This is a genomic window from Arsukibacterium sp. UBA5043 (assembly GCA_002415085.1).
Lineage (GTDB): Bacteria > Pseudomonadota > Gammaproteobacteria > Enterobacterales > Alteromonadaceae > Alishewanella.
Window position 1 is genome coordinate 440 of sequence record DIBV01000014.1, and the last position, 23551, is coordinate 23990.

Genomic DNA, 23551 nt, shown 5'->3' on the forward strand with positions numbered 1-23551 from the left:
GTTTTACATTGCCGGTGACAAGTCATAAAATCTGATCTGTAGCCGAAAAAAATATTTCTATGTCCAACAACATGTAAAGCCGCTAAGACAACCTTCCATACAGATAATTTATCATCTGTTGTTAGCTCATTTTGTGCTAAATAGAGCAAAGACAATGCGTCACCAAGAAAGTAGTTCAGTCTGAGAGGGAAGGCAATTCTACCGATTGAGAGTAAATGTGATATGAAATAAATCTCCCTTAAACTTGATTGATGAAGCATGTCGTTATCAATATATTCATATAGATAATGTTGCATGTCCTCTAAGGTATTTAGTTTAAACAGGGAGTGTTCGTCGTAAACTATTAAATCAAGGAGTTGGCACTGCTTTTTGTAAGCGTCAGTTTTGACGATTTTTTCTCGAATGCGTTCTTCAAGCTTGGCTGCCGCTTGGATGAAGGATAGTCCTTCAAGGATCAACCCTCGGGTATTTTTATGTTTTTGTCCATTTAGAAGCAATACATCTGCTTCCAGAACTTCAGCGATAGATTCGTCAGCTCTACATACTTTTCTTGAGCCATCCATTAAGCCGTCATAGTATTCTTTATTATTTTGAAGCTTGGAATGCGTTTTTGTGCCATGAAGCTCGGTAATTTCGACGCCTAATATTATTAGCTCAGATAATCTAACCAGAAAGTCTGGACTCTCAGATTTTATTAGGTCTAAGAAAGGCAGATCTCCATAAATACGGTCAAATATTTTCCGTTCTTTAATGCTTTTATCCACAATTCACTTAATTAATAGAACTCATAAATCAGATAGTATCTTTCCTCATGAAATATCGATAGGGTAAATACGGGAGTTCCATGTAATTACAGATTGAAACTATATCACTAGGTGCTATACTTCTTGCGATTAGTGCAAGGATTGCTGATGCGGGTATTTAAAAACAAAGTTTTCGCAAAATGGGCTCACAAAGAAAGTCTGACAGACAAAGCACTTTTAGTCGCTGTCGTGGAGATAGAGCAAGGACTGGTTGATGCTGACCTGGGCGGCGGTGTTTTTAAAAAACGTGTCGCGACAACTAAGGGTAAAAGTGGTGGCAGCAGAACCTTAATAGCTTATCGGGTGGCTGATAAGGCATTCTTTGTTTATGGATTTGCCAAAAATGCCAGAGCCAATATAACTGTTACTGAGTTAAAAGCTTTGAAACTGCTGGCTAGTGATTTGCTGAATTACAGTGACACCGAGCTTCGCCTGCTGTTAGACGCAGGAGCATTATTTGAGATAAACACAGATGAATAAAAAAATTTTAGACATGGTGCAGGAAACAGCGCAGGACTTTTATAACGCTGGAGTAATGAAGGATACGACACTGCGCGAGATAGAGGCCTTGTGTTTACCTGTTTTAGAGGAATTTAGCGCTGAGCAGATTAAGCAAATCCGTAACCAAAATAAGGCAAGCCAAGGGGTGTTTGCGGCCTATTTAAATACCAGTAAATCGACAGTACAAAAGTGGGAGCAGGGACAGAAAAAGCCAAATGGCCCTTCGTTAAAATTGCTTAATCTGGTGGCTAAAAACGGTTTACAGATACTTGCATAATCAATACTAACTACTTACCTTTTTCACTACATACCGATACGGCAGCTCTGTAGTATCGCTGGCCAGTAACTCGTGATCCATAAAACGGCAGAATGCCGGGATATCGCGGGTGGTGGCCGGGTCGTCGGCAATAATCAGTAAGGTTTCACCGACCTGCATTTTACGCATTTGCAGCCGCACCATCATTACCGGCTCCGGGCAGCGCAGGCCCAAGGCATCCAGGGTTTGGGTGGCGCTGTCAAAATGCGGGTTCATTACTACTCCATACTCCAAAATCTTAAAGTAAAACTAAACCTGCCCAGCAGGTGCTAGCTGCACTTATTCGGGTTGCGCCTGGCGTCGCTAAGCTAAGGCGATGGTTGGAACCCCACTTGCGCAGACACAGAGTGTCTGAGGTTTTGCGCCAGCAAAGCCGAGTTGCTGTGGCGAGCACAGTGGGTGTTGCAACCTACAGCCGTTATCATAATTACACAAAACAAAAGGGCCGTAAAAACGGCCCTTATTCTATGCGATTGTGCTGGTCGCTACCAGTCTGTTGCTATCAGCTTATGGCCGCTCAAACTATGGACGTTCAAAAACAGTAGCGATACCCTGGCCTAAACCAATACACATGGTCGCCAGGCCAAACTTACCGCCTTTATCTTCCATCACATTGATTAAGGTGGTGCTGATCCGTGAACCGGAGCAACCCAGCGGGTGGCCAAGGGCGATAGCGCCGCCGTTCAGGTTTACTTTCTGCTCTTTTACTTCCAGTAAGCCTAAGTCTTTCATTACCGGCAGCGCCTGGGCTGCGAATGCTTCGTTCAGCTCGGCGTAGTCGATATCGTCAATAGATAAACCGGCCATTTTCAGCGCCTTTTTCGACGCCGGTACCGGGCCGTAACCCATGATAGACGGGTCGCAACCTGCCACACCCATACCGCGCACGTAAGCGCGGATAGGTAAGCCCAGCTCTTTCGCTTTTTCTTCGCTCATGACCAGCATGCCTGAGGCACCATCTGATAACGCCGACGAGGTACCGGCGGTTACGGTGCCGTTGGCCGGGTCGAACACCGGGCGCAACTGGCCGAGGGCTTCTACTGTGGTTTCCGGGCGAATAACTTCGTCGTAATCCATCAGCTTTAATACGCCGTCGGCGTCGTGGCCTTCGGTTGGGATAATTTCATTTTTAAAGCGGCCTTGTTCGCTGGCTTCTTGTGCTAAGCGGTGTGAGCGGGCACCGAATTCATCTTGCTGCGCCCGGCTGATGCCATGCATTTTACCCAGCAGTTCAGCAGTTAGGCCCATCATGCCGGCGGCTTTAGCGATAGTGGTTGATAAGCCTGGGTGAAAATCGACACCGTGGTTCATTGGCACATGGCCCATATGTTCTACACCACCAATTAAATACACCTCACCCATGCCGGTTTGAATGGAGCGCACCGCATCGTGCAGTGCCTGCATCGATGAGCCACATAAACGGTTAACCGTTACGGCGGGCACCGAATGCGGAATACCGGCTAACAGTGAAGCGTTACGCGCCACGTTAAAGCCTTGTTCCAGGGTTTGCTGCACGCAGCCCCAGATAATGTCGTCAATGTCACTCGGGTTTAACGCCGGGTTCCGCTGCAGCAAGGAGGCCATCACATGGGCAGATAGCTGCTCAGCGCGGACATTACGGTACATACCATTTTTAGAGCGCCCCATTGGGGTGCGGATACAATCTACTATTACAGCGTTTTTCATTATTCTGCTCCTGCGCTTAAACCGGGAAGAAACGCTGGCCGTTATCGGCCATGGCGCGGGTTTTATCTGTAACCTGATAAATTTCGCCTAAATGGGCATATTTATCGGCCAGGGCAACAAAGTTGGCTAAACCTATGGTGTCGACATAACGCAGCGGGCCGCCACGGAACGGCGGGAAGCCCAGGCCAAATATCAGGCCCATGTCGGCTTCAGCGGCGCTTTGAACTATGCCTTCTTCCAGACAACGAATGGTTTCGTTAATCATTGGCACCATTACCCGGGCAATAATTTCGTCCGGGCTGAATTCTTGCTTATCGCTGGCAATCCCGGCCAGTATTTCGACACTTTTCGGATCGATATCTTTTTTCGGCTTACCTTTGGCATCTTTACTGTAGGCATAGAAGCCAACGCCATTCTTCTGGCCATAACGGTCCGCTTTGTACATCGCCGCAACCGGATCATTGTCCAGCTTGGCCATCCGGCTTGGGAAGCCGTCAGCCATCACATCAGTGCAATGGAAGGCAGTATCCAGGCCAACTACATCCAGCAGATACGCCGGGCCCATGGGCCAGCCGAATTGCTTTTCCATTACCTTATCAATCTGGGCAAAATCGGCGCCGTCCAGTACCAGCTTGCTGAAGCCGGCAAAGTAGGGGAACAGCACCCGGTTAACAAAGAAACCCGGGCAGTCGTTGACCACTATCGGCGATTTACCCATTCTGGCAGCATAAGCCACTACAGCAGCCACGGTTTCATCGCTGGTATGCTCGCCACGAATAACTTCGACCAATGGCATCCGGTGCACCGGGTTAAAGAAGTGCATACCGCAGAAGTTTTGCGGCCGGCTCAGGTTTTTTGCCAGGGCGTTAATGGAAATAGTTGAGGTATTCGAAGTTAATATCGCGTCATCGCTGATTAAACCTTCTACTTCTTTTAGCACAGCGCCTTTAATTTTCGGGTTCTCTACTACCGCTTCCACCACGATATCAACGTCTTTTACCATGTCGTTGCTAAGGGTCGGGGTAATGCTGGCAATCACTTTGGCCATACCCGCAACATCCAGCTTTTTGCGTTCAACCTGCTTGCTCAGTAGTTTAGTAGCTTCGCCCATACCCAGCGCCAGCGCTTTATCGGCGATATCTTTCATTACCACCGGTACGCCTTTTAACGCTGACTGGTAGGCAATGCCACCCCCCATAATACCGGCACCTAACACAGCGGCTTTTTTAACTGACTTAGTGGCCACTTTGCCGGCTTTTTTCGCTTTGCTCTTAATCAGCTGGTCATTTAAGAACAAACCAACCTGAGCGGTAGCGGCATCGGTTTTAGCCAGTTTGGCAAAACCGGCGTTCTCCAGCGCCATCGCGCCGGCGCGGTCTAAGGTAGCAGCAGCTTCTATGGTTTGTACCGCAGCCATCGGTGCCGGGTAATGCTTACCGGCGCTGGCAAATACCATACCTTTGGCTGTGCTGAAGCTCATGGTGGCTTCGGTTTTATTTAGTTTTAATGGTTGCAGTTTAACGGCACGTTTTTTCTGCCAGTTCAGACTGCCGGCAATGGCGTCTTCTAATATGCTCAGTGCCGCGGCTTCCAGTTTTTCCGGCGCAACTACCGCATCAAGTACGCCTGCTTTTTGCGCCTGTTCAGCGCTATGGTCTTTACCGGTGGTGATCCACTCCATCGCATTGTCGGCGCCAACAATCCGCGGCAGGCGTACCGTGCCGCCAAAACCAGGCATTAAACCTAATTTTACTTCTGGCAAGCCAATCCGGGTGCTGGTATCGGCCACCCGGTAATCACAAGCCAGGGTCCATTCACAACCGCCACCCAACGCGAAACCTTTTATTGCCACCACGGTCGGAACCGGCAGGTCTTCACATAAATCAAAAATATCAGAAGCTTGTTTAATCCACGGCACCAGTTCTGCCTCGGGCCGCTGGAAAGTACTTAAGAATTCAGTGATGTCCGCGCCAACAATAAAGGTGTCTTTGCTACTGGTAAAGATCACGCCTTTCAGGTTACTGTCAGCGTGCAGCTTGTCTAACGCTGTCTTACAATCAGTCAGGGTCTGTTGGTCAAATTTATTTACAGAGCCTGCAGCAGCAAAGGTAAACCGGGCAATACCAAGTTTAGTATATTCAACACTGATAGTGTCACTCTGGTAAATCATAAATATGCTCCTTGGTCGCGTTAAGGGGTGGATGTCGCAACTGGTACGATGAGGTTAACAGGTTCAGTGTGTCGTGCTTTAATAAAAATTTCAACCGTTATTTAAACAGGTGTTTGAAAAAGCCCGTCAAACCCGGCCAGACGGTGCCACTAACTATAGCTGTTTTTCTATTTTTCGCTGAATTCAGGGGTAAGTCTTGATCACTTTTCGTTTAGTATTCGCCATCACCGTTTTCACCAGTACGGTGCTTTCCTGCGTATTTACAGCCCGGGCGGCTGAACAGGATAAATTACCACAGCAACGACAGCGTTTTGTCGCGCTGGAGCATAATATTGACAAGGTGAGTCGTAAGCAAGCAGAAGCCTGGTATGCAGAGCTGGCCGACTATCCGTTGCAACCTTATTTACGCTTAAAGCGACTGCAGAACTTTTTAAATGCCCATGACGCGATAGAAAAGTTTCTGGCACAGTACGAAGGTACCCCAATGGACTGGCCACTTCGCCAGCCCTGGTTATTGCGTCTGGCCGAACAAGACCAGGCTGAGCGCTTTCTGGCAAATTACCCGGGTTCGTCAAATACCGAGCTGCAATGTCTGGCGCTACGTTTTCAGCTAAAAACCAAAGCGCTGGCAGAGGCTGTTATCTGGCAACAGACCGAAGATATCTGGACTGAGGGCAAATCGCAGCCAAAAGCCTGTGATCCGTTATTTACCGCCTGGCGCAACAGTAAACCATTGCAAAGTGAAACTGTACACCGCCGCCTGCAGTTAGCGGCAGAAGGCGGTCAGACACAGCTTATTCCTTATTTGAAAACCTTGCTTCCGGTCGGCGAGCAATATCTGGCCGATTTGTGGCAAAAAACCCGGCGTAACCCGGCAGTAATTGCTCGCCAAGCTTTTTTCCCGGGTAAACATATTATTGAACGCGATATTCTGGCCTATGGTTTAAAGCGCTTAGTCTGGCGCTCGCCTGATCAGGCACTGGCGACCTGGCAGCGTCATGTTAATGACCCGTATTTTACCAAGACACAACGCTTGGATGTGCAGCGCCAGTTTGCTATTGCGCTGGCCAGCAAAGGCGACAAGCGGGCTGACAACTGGCTGGCGACCTTACCAGCCGAATTGTTTGATACTAATCTGGCTCAGTGGCAGGTAGCTCATGCCTTGCGTGAGCTTGACTGGCCTAAAGTGCAACAGGTGATAGAGCAGTTGCCGGCTGAACTGCAGGGCGATATAAACTGGCGTTACTGGCGGGCCAGAGCATTAGAAGAGCAGGGGCAAACTGAGCTGGCCAATGTTGAATATACTTCGCTAGCTCGCGAGCGCCACTATTATGGTTTTATGGCGGCAGCCAGGATTGGTTTACCACCGAGCCTGGCGCATAACCCGGTTAAGGTCAGTGATGAAGAAATTACCTTGTTGCAACAGCATCCTGCCGTGCAACGAGCGCAGCAGTGGCTGGCGCTGGGAAGACTGACCGAAGCGCGTCGCGAATGGAATCACTTGCAGGATACCTCGGACGAGCAACAGAAATTAACCTCAGCTAAACTGGCAAGTCAGCTGCAATGGCATGAACGGGCGATATTTTCACTGGCAGACGTGGGCTACTGGGATGACGTAGAGCTGCGTTTCCCATTGGCCTATCAGCAGGAAATGCAGTTGTCAGCTGATAAATTTAAAATTGATTCTGGCTGGAGTATGGCAATTGCCAGACGCGAAAGCTCTTTTATGGCCGATGCCTATTCTCCTGCCGGAGCCCGGGGGCTGATGCAGATTATGCCGGGTACCGCCAACGAGATTGCGAAGAAGCCGGTGCAAATTCGCCAGTTGTACAACCCGGTCACCAATATTGATTACGGTACAGATTATCTTAATTATTTAAAGCAGCGAAACGATGGCAACCTGTTAAAAGCTACTGCAGCTTACAATGCCGGCTATAGCCGGGTAAGGCAATGGATCCCCCAGGATTATGCCCTGCCAGCCGATGTTTGGGTCGAGACAATTCCGTATCGGGAAACCCGGGAATATGTCAAAGCGGTGATGGCATACTATCAGATTTATAATATTCGGATGAACGTCACCCAAGATGTTTTTAAACCGCTGGTAGCTATGAAGATTGGGGTGGTAGTGGAATAGTGCTATTATTGCGCGCATCAACATAATCAACAATAAAAGGTCGATATGAACTCAGCTTATCAGGCGTTATATCAGGCACATATTGCCGAACTTCAACAGCGCACTGCCCAGGTGCTGGCTCGCGAAAATCTGGATGGATTAGTGATTCATTCCGGTCAGGCCAAGCGCAAGTTTCTGGATGATATGGATTATCCTTTTAAAGCGAACCCGCATTTTAAGGCCTGGTTGCCGGTTGTTGATAACCCGCATTGTTGGTTATTACTTGATGGCGTAAATAAACCTAAGTTGATTTTTTACCGGCCAAAAGATTTCTGGCACAAAGTGCCCGACGAACCCGCTGATTTCTGGGCAGAGTATTTTGATATTCAGCTTTTAGATAAAGCCAATAAGGTTGAAACCCTGTTACCTTACGATAAGGCACGGCTGGCTTATATCGGTGAATATCTGGAGGTGGCTCAGGCGCTGGGCTTTACCGAAATTAACCCTGAGCCGGTACTCAGTTATTTACACTTTTACCGCGCTTATAAAACCGGTTATGAATTGGCCTGTTTGCGCAATGCGAATCAGTTGGCGGTGGCAGGGCATCGTGCTGCGAAGGCCGCATTTTATGCTGGCGGCAGTGAGTTCGATATTCAGTTGGCCTATCTGTCCGCGGTTGGGCAGACCGAAAATGAAGTACCGTATGGCAATATTGTTGGTTTAAACCAAAATGCGGCCATTTTGCATTACACCGCCTTAGAGCGGAAAAAACCGGCGCAGCATCACTCATTTTTAATTGATGCCGGTGCCGAGTTTAACGGCTATGCAGCTGATATTACCCGCACTTACAGTTTTAATAAAAATGACGAGTTCGGCGATCTGATTGCTGCCGTTAACCAGCTGGAACTAAACCTGGTTGATGGTTTAAAACCCGGCATTCATTACACCGACTTACATTTGCAGTGTCATCAGGGTATTGCGCAAATTTTGCATGATTTTGACTTTGTCCGGCTTGACCCGGCAAGTATTGTTGAGCGCGAAATCAGCCGCACTTTCTTCCCGCATGGCCTGGGCCACCACCTTGGCTTGCAGGTACATGATGTCGGTGGCTTTATGCAGGATGAGCGGGGCACTCATATTGCACCGCCTGACAACCATCCGTTTTTGCGCTGCACCCGGCTGATTGAACCCGACATGGTGTTTACTATTGAACCGGGCCTGTACTTTATTGACAGCTTACTGGCTGATTTAAAGCAGACAGATGCCGCAGCCAGCCTGAACTGGGATAAAATTGCTAAGTTCCGTCAGTTTGGAGGGATCCGGATTGAAGATGATATTATTGTGCATCGTGACCGGAATGAAAATATGACCCGGGATTTGCAGCTCGCCTGACAAGGCGTTAAGGGACGCTATGCAATATCGCTCTATTATTCGGATCCTGGGGCTGCTGATCGCGATTTTCAGCATCACCATGATCCCACCGGCACTGGTTGCTTTTGGATATAAAGACGGCGCTGGCGTACCTTTTATATTATCATTTTTACTTTGTCTGGCCATGGGGTTCGCCATTTGGTACCCCAATCGCGGTAAAAGATCAGAGCTTAAAGTCCGGGATGGCTTTTTAATCGTGGTGTTATTCTGGACCGTACTGGGTGCAGTAGGCGCCATTCCGTTATTGTTTGCCAGCAACCCTGAGCTGGGTTTTGCCGATGCGTTTTTTGAAGCGTTTTCGGGCCTGACCACTACGGGTGCCACGGTACTGACCGGAATTGAGACCTTACCCAAAGCCATATTATATTACCGCCAGCAACTGCAATGGCTCGGTGGAATGGGGATCATTGTATTAGCGGTAGCCATTCTGCCGCTGTTAGGCGTAGGTGGCATGCAGTTGTACCGGGCAGAAACGCCGGGGCCGGTAAAAGATAATAAAATGACCCCGCGTATTGCTGATACTGCCAAACACTTATGGTACATCTATCTGGCGATAACTATTGCCTGTGCTCTGGCATTTCATCTGGCTGGTATGTCGGTATTTGACGCGATTTGTCATGCCTTCTCGACGGTAGCCATCGGTGGTTTTTCGACTTATGACGCCAGTATGGGGTACTTTAATAGCGCCACTATTAATATGATTTGCGTAGTGTTTTTGCTGATTAGCGCGGTTAATTTTCCACTGCACTTTGCCGCTATTCGCGGTAAAAGTGTTTCAACCTATTTCCGGGATCCGGAATTCAAAGTGTTTCTGGGTATTCAGGCCAGCCTGGTGCTAATTTGCTTTCTGGTGCTGTTAAACACCAATGTGTATGCCAGTGGCGGCGAAGCGCTTAACCACGCTGCGTTTCAGGCGGTATCAATCTCAACGACTGCCGGCTTTACCACTGACGGTTTTTCTACCTGGCCGCTGTTTTTACCTATTTTATTAATTTTCTCCAGTTTTATTGGCGGCTGCGCCGGTTCTACCGGCGGCGGCATGAAGGTGGTCAGGGTGTTGTTGTTGTTCTTACAAGGGCGGCGTGAACTGAACCGACTGGTGCACCCACGGGCAGTCTATGCCATTAAACTGGGCCGCCGGCCGGTAGAAGACCGGATTGTCGAGGCAGTGTGGGGCTTTTTTGCCGCGTACGCGGTGGTGTTTGTGGTGATTATGCTGTCGCTGATATTAACCGGAATGGATAACATTAGCGCCTTTACTGCAACGGCTGCCTGTTTAAATAACCTTGGCCCCGGTCTGGGAGAGGTTGCAGCTAATTTCGGCGCCATACCTGATGCCAGTAAGTGGATACTTATCGTCGCAATGGTGTTTGGCCGGCTGGAGATTTTCACTTTACTGGTGCTGTTTACGCCGGCATTCTGGCGTGATTAAGTAAGGTATCAGATAAAGATGGCACTTACCTGAAATAACTTTTCTACTTCGACAATATGTTTTTTGTTTACCATAAACAAAATAACGTGGTCATCGGTTTCAATAACGGTGGTGTCATGAGCAATAAGTACTTCATCGCCCCGCACTATGGCACCGATGGTGGTACCAGGCGGCAATTTTAAGTTGCCGATGGTTTTACCCGCTACCTTGCTGGTACTGCTATCACCCCGCACCACCGCTTCAATAGCTTCTGCGGCACCACGGCGTAAAGAATAGACATTAACAATGTCACCGCGGCGAATATGGGTAAGTAAAGCGGAAATAGTGGCCTGCTGCGGCGATATGGCAATATCAATTTCACCGCCCTGCAGCAAATCAACATAAGCACCGCGTTTAATCAGCACCATGGTTTTCTGAGCGCCCATCCGTTTAGCCAGCATTGCAGACATAATATTGGCTTCATCATCGTTGGTGACGGCGATAAACACATCAATCTGTTCAACGCTTTCTTCTTCCAGCAATTCCGGATCAGAAATATCGCCAACATAAACCAAGGTGCTGTCGAGACTTGATGCCAGAAACTCTGCCCGCTCTTTACTGCGCTCAATCAGTTTCACGCTGTGGGTTTTTTCCAGCGCCCTGGCCAGACCAAAGCCAACATTGCCGCCGCCTGCGATCATTATCCGCCGGTAACTTCGTTCCAGTTTTTGCAGCTCGCTCATCACGGCCCGGATATGTTTAGTGGCCGCGACAAAAAACACTTCGTCATCGGCTTCAATAATGGTGGTGCCCAATGGCTTAATGGCATTACCACGGCGGTAAATGGCAGCTACCCGGGTTTCAATATTTGGCATATGTTCTTTTAATGCCGACAACGCATGGCCAACCAGTAAACCACCATAATAAGCTTTTACCGCCACCAGACTGACTTTGCCTTCTGCAAATTCCACCACCTGCAGGGCACCGGGGTAATCAATCAGCCGGCGGATGTAGTTAGTGACCAGCGCTTCCGGGGCGATAAAATGATCAACCGGCATATCATCTTTATGAAACAACTCATCGCGATATTTTAAATACTGATTGGTCCGAATGCGGGCTATTTTCAGCGGGGTATTAAAAATACTGTAGGCAACCTGACAGGCAACGATATTGACTTCATCGCTGTTGGTGACTGCGACAATCATATCGGCATCTTCAGCACCTGCTTTTTTCAGGATGTCAGGATGAGAGCCGTGGCCATGCACCACCTGCAAATCGAATCTGTCCTGCAGGTTGCGAAGTTTGTCGAGGTTGGTGTCAACCAGGGTAATGTCGTTTTGCTCACCCACCAGATTTTCGGCTAAGGTAGCGCCTACCTGGCCAGAACCTAAAATAATTATTTTCATGCTGGGTGGTCATCCTGTGGCGCTTTTTGCAACAGCGCATAATAAAAGCCATCGCGGTTTAACTGGCCCGGTAATAATTGCCAGCCAGGCTCAGCGCTGACGTCAGTTTTAAGCTGGTCAGTTTCAAGCGTGCCAGGGTGTAAACGGGCATCAGCATTAAGACTGAGAAACTGAGAAATTTGCTGCTGATTTTCAACCGGCAATATACTGCAGGTAGCGTAGAGCAACATGCCGCCGGGGGCCAGTAATGGCCAGCATTGTTGTAAAATATGTTGTTGCAGCTCGACCAGGGGCGCTATATCACTTTTTTTACGCAGCCAGCGGATATCGGGGTGGCGACGAATAACCCCGGTAGCGGAGCAGGGAACATCCAGCAGGATCCGGTCAAACAGCTGGCCATTCCACCAGCTATCAGGAATGGCTGCATCTGCCGCCAGCACTTCTGCGCTGAGCTGAAGCCGTTGTAAATTTTCCTGGACCCGCACTAACCGGGCAGGATCTTTATCCAGCGCGGTAAGTTTAGCTCCGCCTGCCAGCTCCAGCAGATGGCTGGTTTTACCGCCGGGTGCGCAGCAGGCATCGAGCACGTAATGGTCATCTTGCGGGGCGAGTAGCCAACCGGCATATTGCGCAGCTGCATCCTGTACCGAAAACCAACCATGCTGATAGCCGGGTAAAGTAACCACATCAGTCGGGCTATCAAGCAATACTGCACTGGGCAGCTGTGCCAACGGCTGGCTGTAGCCGATTTGCTCGTCAGCTAAGGCAGCGCAAAACTGCGCCGGACTTATTTGCCGGGTATTGACCCGCAGCCATAACGGGGCTTTCTGCTGATTGGCCTCCAGTATCTGTTGCCAGTCATCCGGATAAGCAGCTTGCAGGCTGCTGATTAACCAGCCAGGGTGATTAAACTGCACTGCTACGCTGGCCTGGCTGAAATCAAATAACTGCGGCTGGCGCTGCACATTGCGCAGCACGCCATTAATCAATTTGGTCAGAGACTGACCTTTTAATTCGCGGGCGGCCTCGACGGTTGCGTTAATGGCAGCGTGGTCGGGTATGCGCATAAAGTGCAGCTGATAAATGCCAACATAAATCAGAAATTGCAACACCCGGAAGTTTTTGACTAACGGCTTTTGCATCAGCTGAGCACACACTTGCTCTAACTGCGGTAAGGTTCGCATTACCCCAAAACAGATTTCCTGCAACAATGCTTTATCGAGTGGGTTAGTGATTTGTTGCTGGGCTTTGGGCAGCACGTCTGACAACGAACGACCTTTGTCAATCACCTGATAACAGCATTGGGCCGCTAATGCCCGGCAATCCCGGCTCATGAATCAGTCTTCAAAGGTGAGGCAGGCAAGGCCGACGCTTGTAAATTAGTGCCAACCTTAAACCAGTCAGCCCGGCCATTTAAGAAATCGGACACTGCCATTGGTTTTTTACCCGGCGGTTGTAAGGTAGTAAGTACTAACACACCTTCAGCGCACGCTATTTCAATGCCTTTTTTAGTTGCTGTTAACACCTGGCCGGGTGCAGCTTGCTGCGGTGTATCCAGCCAGTCAGCCTGCCAGATTTTCACTGTGCCTTCTGACAATTGCATATAGCTGGCCGGCCAGGGGTTGAAGGCCCTGATCTCCAGACTGAGTGTTTTTGCGCTTTTAGTAAAATCGAGCAGGCCTTCTTCTTTATGCAACTTTTCAGCGTAACAGGCGTCTTGCGCTTTTTGCGATTCAGCGTTGGCCTGCAATGCGGGCAGTTGTGCCAAGGCATCGAGCAATGCGTTGGGGCCAAGTTCCGCCAATTTTTCATACAAGCTGGCGCTGGTATCGGCCGCCTCAATCGGGCACCTTACTTTGCTTAACATGGCACCGGTATCCAGTCCCTCGTCCATTTGCATGATAGTAATACCGGTTTGTGTATCGCCAGCCCGGATAGCGCGTTGGATCGGCGCGGCGCCGCGCCAGCGGGGTAACAGTGAGCCATGGACATTAATACAACCCAAAGCAGGGCTTTGCAGTACGGTTAACGGTAAAATAAGGCCGTAGGCAACAACTACCATGACGTCGGCATTTAACGCAGCAAGTTCAGCCTGGGCTGCTGCTTTTTTTAAAGATTTTGGCTGATATACCGGTAATTGATGTTGCATGGCCAGTTGTTTTACCGCACTGGGTTGTAACTTCTGGCCGCGTCCGGCAGGGCGATCAGGTTGGCTGTATACCGCAACAACCTGATGGCTACTGTCAATCAGTGCCTGCAAATGGCGGGCGGCAAAATCGGGTGTGCCGGCAAAAATAATACGTAAAGGCTGAGTCACGGTCTGTCCTGTATTACAGCGCGTGGCGCTGGGCCATTTTGGCTTCTTTTTCCAGTTTCTTGCGAATGCGGTCACGTTTTAGCGGCGACAGATAGTCAATAAACAGCTTGCCTACCAAATGGTCCAGCTCATGCTGCAGACAAATGGCCAGTAAGCCATCGGCTGCCAGTTGAAAGGGCTCGCCATTTCGGTCAAGTGCTTTTACCGTTACCGTTTCTGCCCTTTCTACCGAAGCATAGTTCTGCGGTACAGACAAACAGCCTTCTTCATAACTGGTATTGCCGTCACGTGCGATAATCTCAGGATTAATTAGTACCAGAGGCTCATCGCGCTGCTCTGATAAATCAATCACGACCACCCGCAAATGGACATCTACCTGAGTAGCCGCCAGACCGATACCATTTTCATCGTACATGGTATCTAACATATCGCTGACCAACTGCTTAATTTCGGGCGTAACAGAAGCTACTGGTTTAGCTACTGTGCGTAAACGATCATCCGGGAAATGTAAAACTTTTAAAACTGCCATAACACCTACAAAATTATGCTTTATTTCAATGGTTGTGGTATGTTTTAATTTTAGCCATTAATCCGCTGTAATAACAGCATAGTGTGCAATAATTAAAACAAGAATAAGTTCAAGGAAGCAGGCATGCTGAAAAAAATTGCAATATCTGTCATCGCGCTGTTCTGTTGGTTGTCTTTCAGCCTGCAAGCAGATGTGCTGCAAATCCGAGAGGATGCTCCCGCTTCCTATGTCGTGAAAAAAGGTGACACCCTGTGGGATATTTCCGCATTGTACCTTAATGAACCGTGGTTGTGGCCGCAATTATGGCAAATGAACCCTCAGGTTGATAATCCACATCTGATTTATCCGGGCGACACACTGACCCTGACTTATGACAGTATGGGCAGACCGCGTCTTGGGGTAAACGATAATGTTAAGCGTTTAACCCCCGGCATACGGAAAACCATGAAGGGTGATGGCGCTATTACCACATTACCACTTAGCATGATTCGGCCCTTTCTGACGTATGAGCAAGCACTTAGCGAGGAACAGATAGCGGCCATGCCGTATATTCTGGGTACCAATACGGCCACTAAGATGGCAGCAGAAACCCATACTGTTTATGTAAAGGGTGTACTGCAACCAGGTACTTCATATGGTGTTTATCGCAAAGGCAAGCCTTACATAGACCCTGATTCGGGTTCAGTACTGGGTTATGAAACCAGTTTAATCGCGACCGCCAGGGCCTTTCGACCCGGCCGCGAAGCAACCGAAGACAGCCCGCTTGAAGCCGCCTCTATGCAGGTTTTGAGTGTTAAGCGCGAAATTAAGCAGGGTGATCGGGTGATGCCAGCACTTGAAGGACAATCACTGCCCGCATTTTTTCTGATAAGTAAACCAGATTTCGACGTTGACGGCACTATTATCGACACTACCTCGCAGCTGCGCGAGTTCTCCAAAATGGATATTGTGGTTCTTAACCGCGGGCTGATCAATGATTTACAAGCGGGCCAGATGTTAGGAATTTACCGTCAGTCACCTGCAGTGATTGATGGCAAAAACGGCCCGGTCTATGTAGAGGATGCGAATAAACTACAGAAAATGTTCCGTAATTTTGGTGAAAACAGCATTAGTATGCCAAGGGAAAAAGTAGGCGAGTTAATGGTGTTCAAAGTAGCAGAGCGGGTGAGTTTCGCTATTGTTACCAGCACCCGTCGTCCAATCCGGGTTGGAGATTCCATCGCTAACCTGTAATTAATCTGATGGAGCCAGTTTGCCGTGGATGATCTTCGCAACTGGCTCGCTTTAGCCTCTGTGCATGGCCTGGATGGCCTGAAGTTCCAACGTCTAAGCGAGCATAGTTCACTGGCCGACCTGGTCAGCCTACCCATTAGTACCTTGCGTAATATCGGCCTTACTGCGCGCCAGGCCGAGTTACTAGCTTTGCACGGTCAACGCCGGGCCGATGTAGCGCTGGAGTGGCTGGACCAATCCACTTCGCATCATGCAGTCACTTTTCATGATCCGCGTTATCCACCCCTGTTAAAACAAATTAAACATCCTCCGTTGCTACTGTTTGTCAAAGGTCAGGCTGAGTTATTACCGCGCCAGCAGCTGGCCATGGTTGGCACTCGCCAGCCAACACCAACCGGCCGCAAAGTCGCGCAAAACTTTGCCGCTGAACTGGTCCAGCAAGGCTATATGATTACCAGTGGCATGGCACGGGGCATTGACAGCGAGAGCCATAAAGGGGCATTACAAGGTGGCGGCTTTACCATCGCGGTATTAGGGCATGGTTTGCAGCAAATATATCCGGCCAGCAATCGGGCACTGGCAGAACAAATTATGGCCAGCGGCGCCCTGGTCAGTGAGTTTTTCCCCGATGTACAGGCCAGAGCTGAATTTTTCCCCCAACGTAATCGAATTGTGGTTGGTCTAAGCTCGGCGACTATCGTGGTTGAAGCCGCGATGAAAAGCGGTTCACTAATAAGCGCCAATCTGGCGGCAGAATATAGCCGTGACGTTTTTGCCGTCCCAGGACCGATATACAGTCGGCAATCAGCGGGATGTCACTGGTTAATTCAACAAGGTGCTAAACTTGTCACCAGTGTGGCCGATATCCTGGAAGAGTGGCAGTTTTTTGCTCAGAATGGGGTAAGTACTTTAGCTTTTAGTGAAAAAAAGTCTGCGCCGGACTTGTTTGCGCAGCAGATGTTGGCTAACGTAGGAGATGACGCTACCGCAATAGATATTATTGCCGAGCGGTCTAACATGTCAGTGACAGACGTATCCATAACCTTACTGCAGCTTGAAATAGCGGGTGAGGTGGCAGCAGTACCCGGTGGTTACATTAGAGTGAGGAGTGCCTGATTATGTTTGATATCCTCGTTTACCTGTTTGAAAACTACATTCATAATGAATCTGATATTTATGTAAACCACGCCGACCTGACGAAAGAACTCAGCCGTGCGGGATTTCATGACGATGACATATACAAAGCATTAAAATGGCTGGACAGTTTATCGGCGTTGCAGGAAAGCCATGTTAAGCCCTATTTAACCAAAGGTAATTCTACTGCGGTCCGTATTTATACGGCCGAAGAGCAACGTAAGCTGGACGTGACCGACCAGGGTTTTCTGTTATTTCTGGAACAAATCAATGTGCTTGACGCAAACACCCGTGAAATGGTTATCGACCGGGCGATGGATCTCGACAGCGCATCGCTGAGTCTGGAAGACTTAAAATGGGTAGTGCTGATGGTGCTGTTTAACGTGCCCGGGCGTGAGACTGCTTATGCACAAATGGAAGACTTAATATTTGATGAACCCGATGGGCCGCTGCATTAAGCGGCCATTACAGATATGACCGAAGACACGCCGCTGTTTAAGCTGCCGCAACAGCAGCAGCTTTGCCCGCTATGCCAGAATATATTACAGATGAAGTCGTCTAAGAACGGACCCTTTCTGGGCTGCAGTGCTTACCCGGCTTGCAATTATATTAAACCGCTGCAGCAACACGACCACACCATAGTAAAAGCATTACCCAGTGAGCTATGCCCGCAGTGTGATGCCCCGCTGGCAGTAAAAAACGGCCGCTACGGCATGTTTATTGGTTGCACGGCTTATCCGGCGTGTGATTTTGTAGTTGATCAATATGAAGAAAATAAAGACCAACCACAGCTAAGCTGTCCAAAATGTAAAAAAGGCCAGCTGACGGAGCGGATTAATAAATTTGGTAAGCATTTCTATGGCTGTGACCGCTATCCGGACTGCCGTTTTTTATTAAATGACCAGCCGCAGCAGGGCCAATGTTATTACTGCAGCTACCCGCTACTGGTGCTGAAAAAAGAGGTGCTGTACTGCGCCAAAAAAGGCTGTGAGAAAAAGCAGCCGGCTGCAGTAGCCGGCGCCGCAGATTAATCACTCACCCTGCTAAGCATTTGCTCTAGTTCCGGAAATGCAGCCTCTGGCAACAAGTCGATTAGCCTGGCAAAACGGGCTTTAAGCTCGGCTAGTGAACCAGCAGATAAGTTTATATGCCCCATCTTTCTGCCTGGTCGTTTTTGTTTACCGTACCAGTGCAGGTGCAACCCGGCAATACCCAGAATAGCGGCGGGTACATGGTCCTCACCCAGAATGTTAATCATCAGGGTTGGTCGGAGCAACTCGGTATTACCCAGGGGCATGCCGGTTACGGCACGCAAATGGTTGGCAAACTGACATACATCAGCACCTTGCTGGGTCCAGTGGCCTGAGTTGTGAACTCTGGGAGCGATTTCGTTTACTAACAGCTTGCCGTCTATTTCAAAAAATTCGATCGCCAACACGCCAACATAATTAAGGTTGTCAGCGATAGCGGCAAACATCTGTTCAGCCTGCTGTTGCAGCGTGGTAGTCACCGGCCTTGCCAGTGAAACACTGAGCACACCATTAACATGATGATTTTCTGTCAACGGATAAACATTCACTTCGCCGCTGCCGGCTCTGACGCCAACCAGCGACAATTCACGACTAAAACCAATGAACTGCTCTGCAACAATAGCCTGTTTACCATCGGCGGCCAGAAAATCAGCCATTTGTTGCCATGCAGCATCAGCTTGGGCGGGGTCTTTTAAACGCCATTGCCCTTTGCCATCATATCCTGCCAGCGCACTTTTAAAGACCAGTGGTAAGCCAAGCTCACTGACAGCTTGCTTAAAATCAGCTTCATTGTTTATAACCAGGTAACTGGCACTGGCGACGCCACAACGGGCCAGCAAGGCTTTTTCCAGACGACGGTCGCCGCCGGCCTGAATAGCTTCGCTGCCGGGAAGAAACTTACCGCTTTGCTGACATTGCTCAAGTATCTTTACAGGAATATGTTCAAATTCGGCTGTGATGACATCGGCATCTGCTATTGCATTTGCCAGGCCGGTACCCAGCTTTTGCAGGGTTAGCGGGTGGACAATAGTGTCCGTGTTTACGTCATAGGCGCTGATTGCAATATTAAGGGGTGCACCGGCCAGCGCCATCATTCGGGCCAGTTGGCCGGCACCTAGTACCAGTACTTTCATGCTTTCACCTGTGCTGGATCTGGCTGGCTCAATACAGTGTCGGTCTGAGCCTGGCGAAAGGCATCAATTTTAGTTAGCAAGGCGGGGTTGCTTGTTGCCAGAATCTGCGCGGCCAGCAGCCCGGCATTGGCTGCACCGGCTTCACCAATGGCCAGAGTGCCAACGGCAACGCCTTTTGGCATTTGCACTATAGACAATAACGAATCGATACCTTTTAACGCTTTAGATTGCACCGGTACACCTAATACCGGTAGGCTGGTAAAAGCGGCTGCCATCCCCGGTAAGTGGGCAGCACCGCCGGCGCCGGCAATAATTACTTTTAAACCGCGGCTGGCCGCATTGCTGGCATAATCGGCTAGTAATTGCGGGGTGCGATGCGCGGATACCACCCGGGTTTCATAGCTGATGCCAAACGAATCAAGCATATCAGCTGCCAGCTTCATGGTTGGCCAGTCTGAGGTTGAACCCATTATAATACCCACTTGCATGCCGCTTTCCTTCTGAACTTAATGAACTGAAATGACTAAGGCGCTATTATAGCGGCAACTGACACTGATTAGAATTTTTACTGATACCAGGGGTAAATTGATGAGCGGGTGCACCGTAGCGACAGCCGTAGCATTATTGCAGCAAGGCGAAGTGATCAGCTATCCGACAGAGGCTGTTTATGGCCTGGGTTGTGATCCGGACAATGAAGCCGCCGTGCTGAGCTTGCTGGCAATAAAGCAACGGCCGGTTGAAAAAGGCCTGATTCTGGTGGCGGCTACTTACTCTCAGCTGTTGCCTTATGTTGATGATAAAGCCATTCCACAGGAAAAGCGTTACCAGATTATTTCCAGCTGGCCGGGCCATATCAGCTGGGTATTGCCTGCCAGCAAAACCGCGCCGAAATGGATTACCGGCAACTTTAGTACCATAGCGGTGCGGGTCAGTGCGCATCCGGTCGTGCAGCAACTGTGTCAGCAATATGGTAAGCCATTGGTTTCAACCAGTGCTAACCTGGCAGGGGAGCCTGCTATTACTGACTATCAACAGTTGCTGGCAACCGTAGGTTTAAAGGTAGCGGCTATCGTGGATGGCGCATTGGGCGGTGCTGGGCAGCCAAGTCAAATCCGTGATGCTATCAGCGGTCAGATAGTAAGGAGTTAAAATGGCAACCGGTAACAGCGAACAATTGCGACAGGTACAGCAGTTTCTTATGGCGCTGCAAGATACTATTTGCAACGAACTGGAACACGCAGATGGTAAAGGCATCTTTGTCGAAGATGCCTGGCAACGACCGGAGGGGGGCGGTGGTCGTAGCCGGGTACTGACAAATGGTGCGGTGTTTGAGCAGGCTGGCGTTAATTACTCGCACGTGTTTGGCGCGCAAATGCCAGCGTCGGCAACGGCCCACCGACCCGAGCTAGCTGGTCGTAGTTTTCATGCCTGCGGCGTATCCTTAGTATTGCACCCCCACAACCCGCACTTGCCAACAACGCATGCCAATGTTCGGTTCTTTATTGCTGAAAAGGATGGTGAGGAGCCCGTCTGGTGGTTTGGTGGCGGTTTTGATTTGACGCCCTATTACCCTTATGAAGAAGATGTAGTGCATTGGCATCAGACAGCCAAAACCGCTGTAGATCCTTTTGGTGCGGAGTATTACCCGGCTTACAAAAAATGGTGTGACGATTATTTTTACTTAAAACATCGCAATGAAACCCGGGGGGTTGGCGGTTTATTTTTCGATGATCTGAATGCACTTGGGTTTGAGCGCAGCTTTGGTTTAATGCGGGCCGTTGGTGAAGCATTTTTACCTGCTTATTTGCCGTTACTGGCCAAACGTAAAGACGCGCCTTTTACTGAACAACAGCGGCAATTTCAGCTATATCGACGGGGCCGCTATGTTGAGTTTAATCTGGTGTATGACAGAGGTACGCTATTTGGCTTGCAAAGCGGTGGGCGCACCGAATCGATTTTAATGTCGATGCCGCCTTTAGTGCGCTGGCAATATGGCTTCCAGCCAGAAGCCGGTAGCCCCGAAGCCCAGTTATACCAGCGTTACCTAAAACCGCAGGATTGGTTAGGCCTGAATAACGAGCCCAGTTCGCCTAACAATTAATCATATGGCTCGCCAGTTGACCAATCGACTGGCGAATGCCATCGCGCAACATTTTATTTTCCACCACGTCATCCAGTGCCTGGTCCATACAATACATCCACTGGTTTCTAAGCTTTTCATCTACCTGAAACGGCAGATGGCGCGCCCGTAACCGCGGATGGCCATATTTTTGCTCAAATAATGCCGGGCCGCCTAACCAGCCGGATAAAAATTCAAAAAACTTCTGCCGGATATTGTCCAGTGGCAAAGGATGAATGGCATATAAATTGGCGGCTTCAGGGTCGCTTGCCATAATGTCATAAAAGCGATTAGCCAGTTGCCGTACCTTTGGTTCGCCACCGATTAATTGATAAGGTGTTTGGGTCGGCGTCGGGTGTGGCTTGCTATTTACTGTGGTTTTATTAACAATCATCTGTACTAACTTTTTGATGGACATCAGTTGTGGACCGTTATGCTCTATTTGGAAATCCGATAGGCCAGTCAAAGTCGCCTTTTATTCATAGCCAGTTTGCGTTGCAATGCAACCAGTCAATGCAATACGACGCTATTCTAGCACCGGCAGAAGGCTTTGCCGACAGTTGGCATAACTTTGTTGCCAGCGGCGGCAAAGGGGGCAATGTTACTGTGCCCTTTAAACAGCAGGCTTTTCAGCTGGCTGAAATATTGTCAGCGCGGGCTCAGCAAGCGGGTGCGGTAAACACGCTTTATATTAACAACGATGGTCAGCTGTGTGGCGATAATACTGATGGTATTGGTCTGGTCGCTGATTTAACAAGACTGGGGGTTAATCTGGCAGGCTGCACGGTATTACTGCTGGGTGCAGGCGGGGCGAGTCGCGGCGTCATTGGGCCATTGCTAGATGCTGGCGTTAAAAAATTAGTTTTAGCCAATCGAACAGCTGATAAAGCACAGAGAATAGCCGCTAATTTTGATAGCCGGGTCTGTGCCTGCGGGTTGACCAATATTCCAGAGCATGCGTACTCCCTGATCATTAATGCCACATCAACGGGTTTGGCAGGAGGCAGGCCAGATCTTGATCCCCAACATCTTAAATATTGTCAGCTGGCTTATGACATGGTGTATGGTGCTGAACCTACAGCCTTTATGAGGTGGGCTAAACAACAGGGTGTAGCCCGGCAAGCCGATGGTTTGGGGATGTTATTGTCTCAGGCGGCGGCCGCCTTTGCTATCTGGCGCGGCGTTGTTCCTTATATTGAACCGGCAATGGCGGCATTAAAGCAGCAGCTGACAGCGTGAATCAGCAGCTTATTTTTAATGATGATGTCGGGTTTGACGCGCCGCGGCAGGCTGTAAGCTTCAGTTGCCTGGTAGCGGGGCTGAAAGTGTATTGTTATATCGCGTGTCCGCTTAATACAGAACCAGATGTTTTTGTGGCGAAAATAAAAGCAGAGCTATTTAACTGGGAAGACAGCGCCGAGCAGGCTATTGCGGACGACGCTTATAACGAAGCAGGTGAAATCTGGCTTTAACGGCTACCGTCCGCCAGATATTCATTCTTAAGGATGACATAATTGGCAGCAGACTCCGGCAGAAACGCCTTTTCCGCGTCACTTAACGGCCTGGCTTGTTTAACCGGGCTGCCAACATATAAATAGCCGCTTTGTAAACGCTTGCCGGGTGGAACCAGGCTACCTGCTCCGATGATTACATCATCTTCGACGACGACATCATCCATTACGATAGCCCCCATACCAACCAAAATACGGTTACCCAGGGTACAACCATGCAGCATCACTTTATGGCCAACAGTGACATCCTCACCAATTATCAAAGCACAGCCATTGGGTTTACCACTGCTTGGTCGGGACAAATGCAATACAGTACCGTCCTGTATATTAGTACGGGCACCTATCCTAATATAATTGACATCACCTCTTGCCGCCACTAGTGGCCAGATACTAACGTCGGCAGCCAGTTCAATATCACCGACAAGCACGCTTGATTCATCTACGTATACGCCAGCTGCGAGTTTTGGCAGCACGCCTTTATATGCTCTAATCGACATAGTCACCTCCAATGCTGCGTTATTATGCAGCAAATGCTTTAAAAAAACGCGTTTCGTCGAAACTTTATTCGAACGAACAACAAAACCATATTTTATTGCCTTTTCGGCTTGCAGCAAAACATAAACTCTCTATAATGCGCGTCATGCCAAGGGGAGCTGCAGTATTAGCGCCTCAGGTGAGATAAGGCGGATTGCAAAAATCTTAAAAAA

General features: G+C 49.2%; 25 protein-coding genes. 13 read left to right on the forward strand and 12 right to left on the reverse strand.

Annotated elements, in window-relative coordinates; all coding sequences use genetic code 11:
• Window positions 1-764: hypothetical protein (locus tag B2Q61_RS12830; RefSeq protein WP_290616206.1), on the reverse strand; the 764-nt coding region annotated here is incomplete at its 3' end.
• Window positions 765-911: 147 nt separating this feature from the next.
• Between B2Q61_RS12830 and B2Q61_RS12835 the strand changes: the two genes are divergently transcribed.
• Both B2Q61_RS12835 and B2Q61_RS12840 read left to right on the forward strand, forming a co-directional pair.
• A complete protein-coding gene (locus B2Q61_RS12835; protein ID WP_290616208.1) occupies window positions 912-1283 on the forward strand; it encodes a type II toxin-antitoxin system RelE/ParE family toxin in 372 nt (123 codons plus the stop codon).
• A complete protein-coding gene (locus tag B2Q61_RS12840) occupies window positions 1276-1581 on the forward strand; it encodes a helix-turn-helix domain-containing protein (protein WP_290616210.1) in 306 nt (101 codons plus the stop codon). Before B2Q61_RS12835 ends, B2Q61_RS12840 begins: the two co-directional genes overlap by 8 nt.
• Before the next feature lie 6 nt (window positions 1582-1587).
• Here B2Q61_RS12840 and tusA read toward each other — a convergent pair whose 3' ends face one another.
• The 3 genes from tusA to fadB form a co-directional block, all read right to left on the reverse strand.
• Window positions 1588-1836 carry a sulfurtransferase TusA gene (tusA, locus tag B2Q61_RS12845; RefSeq protein WP_290616212.1) on the reverse strand — a complete coding sequence of 83 codons (249 nt, stop codon included), beginning with the start codon at window positions 1834-1836 and terminating at the stop codon, window positions 1588-1590.
• Window positions 1837-2142: 306 nt separating this feature from the next.
• On the reverse strand, window positions 2143-3306 hold the full coding sequence (fadA, locus tag B2Q61_RS12850; protein ID WP_290616214.1) for an acetyl-CoA C-acyltransferase FadA: 1164 nt from the start codon (window positions 3304-3306) through the stop codon (window positions 2143-2145).
• Window positions 3307-3322: 16 nt separating this feature from the next.
• Entirely contained in the window at window positions 3323-5476 is a 2154-nt protein-coding gene (fadB, locus tag B2Q61_RS12855) for a fatty acid oxidation complex subunit alpha FadB (protein ID WP_290616216.1), read from the reverse strand.
• Between the two features lie 196 nt (window positions 5477-5672).
• On the opposite strand from fadB, the gene B2Q61_RS12860 reads away from it, so the two are divergent.
• The 3 genes from B2Q61_RS12860 to B2Q61_RS12870 are packed head-to-tail and all read left to right on the forward strand — an operon-like array spanning window position 5673 to window position 10452.
• Window positions 5673-7610, forward strand: a complete 1938-nt coding sequence (locus B2Q61_RS12860) for a transglycosylase SLT domain-containing protein (RefSeq protein WP_290616218.1) — start codon at window positions 5673-5675, stop codon at window positions 7608-7610.
• 45 nt (window positions 7611-7655) lie between these two features.
• Complete coding sequence (pepQ, locus tag B2Q61_RS12865; protein WP_290616220.1) at window positions 7656-8981, forward strand: Xaa-Pro dipeptidase; 1326 nt, start codon at window positions 7656-7658, stop codon at window positions 8979-8981.
• 19 nt (window positions 8982-9000) lie between these two features.
• A complete protein-coding gene (locus B2Q61_RS12870; RefSeq protein WP_290616222.1) occupies window positions 9001-10452 on the forward strand; it encodes a TrkH family potassium uptake protein in 1452 nt (483 codons plus the stop codon).
• 8 nt (window positions 10453-10460) lie between these two features.
• On the opposite strand, the gene trkA is transcribed toward B2Q61_RS12870, so the two are convergent.
• The 4 genes from trkA to def are packed head-to-tail and all read right to left on the reverse strand — an operon-like array spanning window position 10461 to window position 14683.
• Window positions 10461-11837, reverse strand: a complete 1377-nt coding sequence (gene trkA / locus B2Q61_RS12875) for a Trk system potassium transporter TrkA (protein ID WP_217670272.1) — start codon at window positions 11835-11837, stop codon at window positions 10461-10463.
• A complete protein-coding gene (rsmB, locus tag B2Q61_RS12880) occupies window positions 11834-13171 on the reverse strand; it encodes a 16S rRNA (cytosine(967)-C(5))-methyltransferase RsmB (protein WP_290616227.1) in 1338 nt (445 codons plus the stop codon). Before rsmB ends, trkA begins: the two co-directional genes overlap by 4 nt.
• Window positions 13168-14154, reverse strand: coding sequence for a methionyl-tRNA formyltransferase (fmt, locus tag B2Q61_RS12885; RefSeq protein WP_290616229.1), 987 nt, complete (start codon window positions 14152-14154; stop codon window positions 13168-13170). The genes rsmB and fmt overlap by 4 nt, the downstream gene beginning before the upstream one ends.
• Before the next feature lie 13 nt (window positions 14155-14167).
• Window positions 14168-14683, reverse strand: coding sequence for a peptide deformylase (gene def, locus B2Q61_RS12890; RefSeq protein WP_290616231.1), 516 nt, complete (start codon window positions 14681-14683; stop codon window positions 14168-14170).
• 123 nt (window positions 14684-14806) lie between these two features.
• Between def and B2Q61_RS12895 the strand changes: the two genes are divergently transcribed.
• The 4 genes from B2Q61_RS12895 to B2Q61_RS12910 are packed head-to-tail and all read left to right on the forward strand — an operon-like array spanning window position 14807 to window position 18081.
• Complete coding sequence (locus tag B2Q61_RS12895; protein WP_290616233.1) at window positions 14807-15916, forward strand: LysM peptidoglycan-binding domain-containing protein; 1110 nt, start codon at window positions 14807-14809, stop codon at window positions 15914-15916.
• A gap of 24 nt (window positions 15917-15940) precedes the next feature.
• A complete protein-coding gene (dprA, locus tag B2Q61_RS12900) occupies window positions 15941-17032 on the forward strand; it encodes a DNA-processing protein DprA (protein ID WP_290616235.1) in 1092 nt (363 codons plus the stop codon).
• Window positions 17033-17034: 2 nt separating this feature from the next.
• On the forward strand, window positions 17035-17508 hold the full coding sequence (locus B2Q61_RS12905) for a DUF494 family protein (protein WP_290616237.1): 474 nt from the start codon (window positions 17035-17037) through the stop codon (window positions 17506-17508).
• Window positions 17509-17523: 15 nt separating this feature from the next.
• A complete protein-coding gene (locus B2Q61_RS12910; protein WP_290616239.1) occupies window positions 17524-18081 on the forward strand; it encodes a DNA topoisomerase family protein in 558 nt (185 codons plus the stop codon).
• Here the strand turns inward: B2Q61_RS12910 and B2Q61_RS12915 are convergent.
• The gene (locus B2Q61_RS12915; RefSeq protein WP_290616241.1) at window positions 18078-19214 is read right to left on the reverse strand and encodes a 5-(carboxyamino)imidazole ribonucleotide synthase; all 1137 of its coding nucleotides are present in this window, start codon (window positions 19212-19214) and stop codon (window positions 18078-18080) included. The genes B2Q61_RS12910 and B2Q61_RS12915 overlap by 4 nt on opposite strands.
• Window positions 19211-19702: a 5-(carboxyamino)imidazole ribonucleotide mutase gene (purE, locus tag B2Q61_RS12920; protein ID WP_290616243.1), complete on the reverse strand. Its 492-nt coding sequence runs from the start codon at window positions 19700-19702 to the stop codon at window positions 19211-19213. The genes B2Q61_RS12915 and purE overlap by 4 nt, the downstream gene beginning before the upstream one ends.
• Window positions 19703-19802: 100 nt before the next feature.
• Between purE and B2Q61_RS12925 the strand changes: the two genes are divergently transcribed.
• Together B2Q61_RS12925 and hemF are read left to right on the forward strand one after the other, a co-directional pair.
• Entirely contained in the window at window positions 19803-20363 is a 561-nt protein-coding gene (locus B2Q61_RS12925; protein ID WP_290616245.1) for an L-threonylcarbamoyladenylate synthase, read from the forward strand.
• A gap of 1 nt (window position 20364) precedes the next feature.
• Complete coding sequence (gene hemF, locus B2Q61_RS12930; protein WP_290616247.1) at window positions 20365-21315, forward strand: oxygen-dependent coproporphyrinogen oxidase; 951 nt, start codon at window positions 20365-20367, stop codon at window positions 21313-21315.
• On the opposite strand, the gene B2Q61_RS12935 is transcribed toward hemF, so the two are convergent.
• Window positions 21305-21751 (reverse strand): group II truncated hemoglobin, encoded by a 447-nt coding sequence (locus tag B2Q61_RS12935; protein WP_290616249.1) that lies wholly within the window; start codon window positions 21749-21751, stop codon window positions 21305-21307. The genes hemF and B2Q61_RS12935 overlap by 11 nt on opposite strands.
• A gap of 5 nt (window positions 21752-21756) precedes the next feature.
• Between B2Q61_RS12935 and aroE the strand changes: the two genes are divergently transcribed.
• Together aroE and B2Q61_RS12945 are read left to right on the forward strand one after the other, a co-directional pair.
• Window positions 21757-22572 (forward strand): shikimate dehydrogenase, encoded by an 816-nt coding sequence (gene aroE, locus B2Q61_RS12940; protein WP_290616251.1) that lies wholly within the window; start codon window positions 21757-21759, stop codon window positions 22570-22572.
• The gene (locus B2Q61_RS12945; protein WP_290616253.1) at window positions 22569-22805 is read left to right on the forward strand and encodes a DUF1488 family protein; all 237 of its coding nucleotides are present in this window, start codon (window positions 22569-22571) and stop codon (window positions 22803-22805) included. Before aroE ends, B2Q61_RS12945 begins: the two co-directional genes overlap by 4 nt.
• Here the strand turns inward: B2Q61_RS12945 and B2Q61_RS12950 are convergent.
• Complete coding sequence (locus tag B2Q61_RS12950) at window positions 22802-23341, reverse strand: gamma carbonic anhydrase family protein (RefSeq protein ID WP_290616255.1); 540 nt, start codon at window positions 23339-23341, stop codon at window positions 22802-22804. The genes B2Q61_RS12945 and B2Q61_RS12950 overlap by 4 nt on opposite strands.
• Between the last annotated feature and the right edge of the window lie 210 nt (window positions 23342-23551).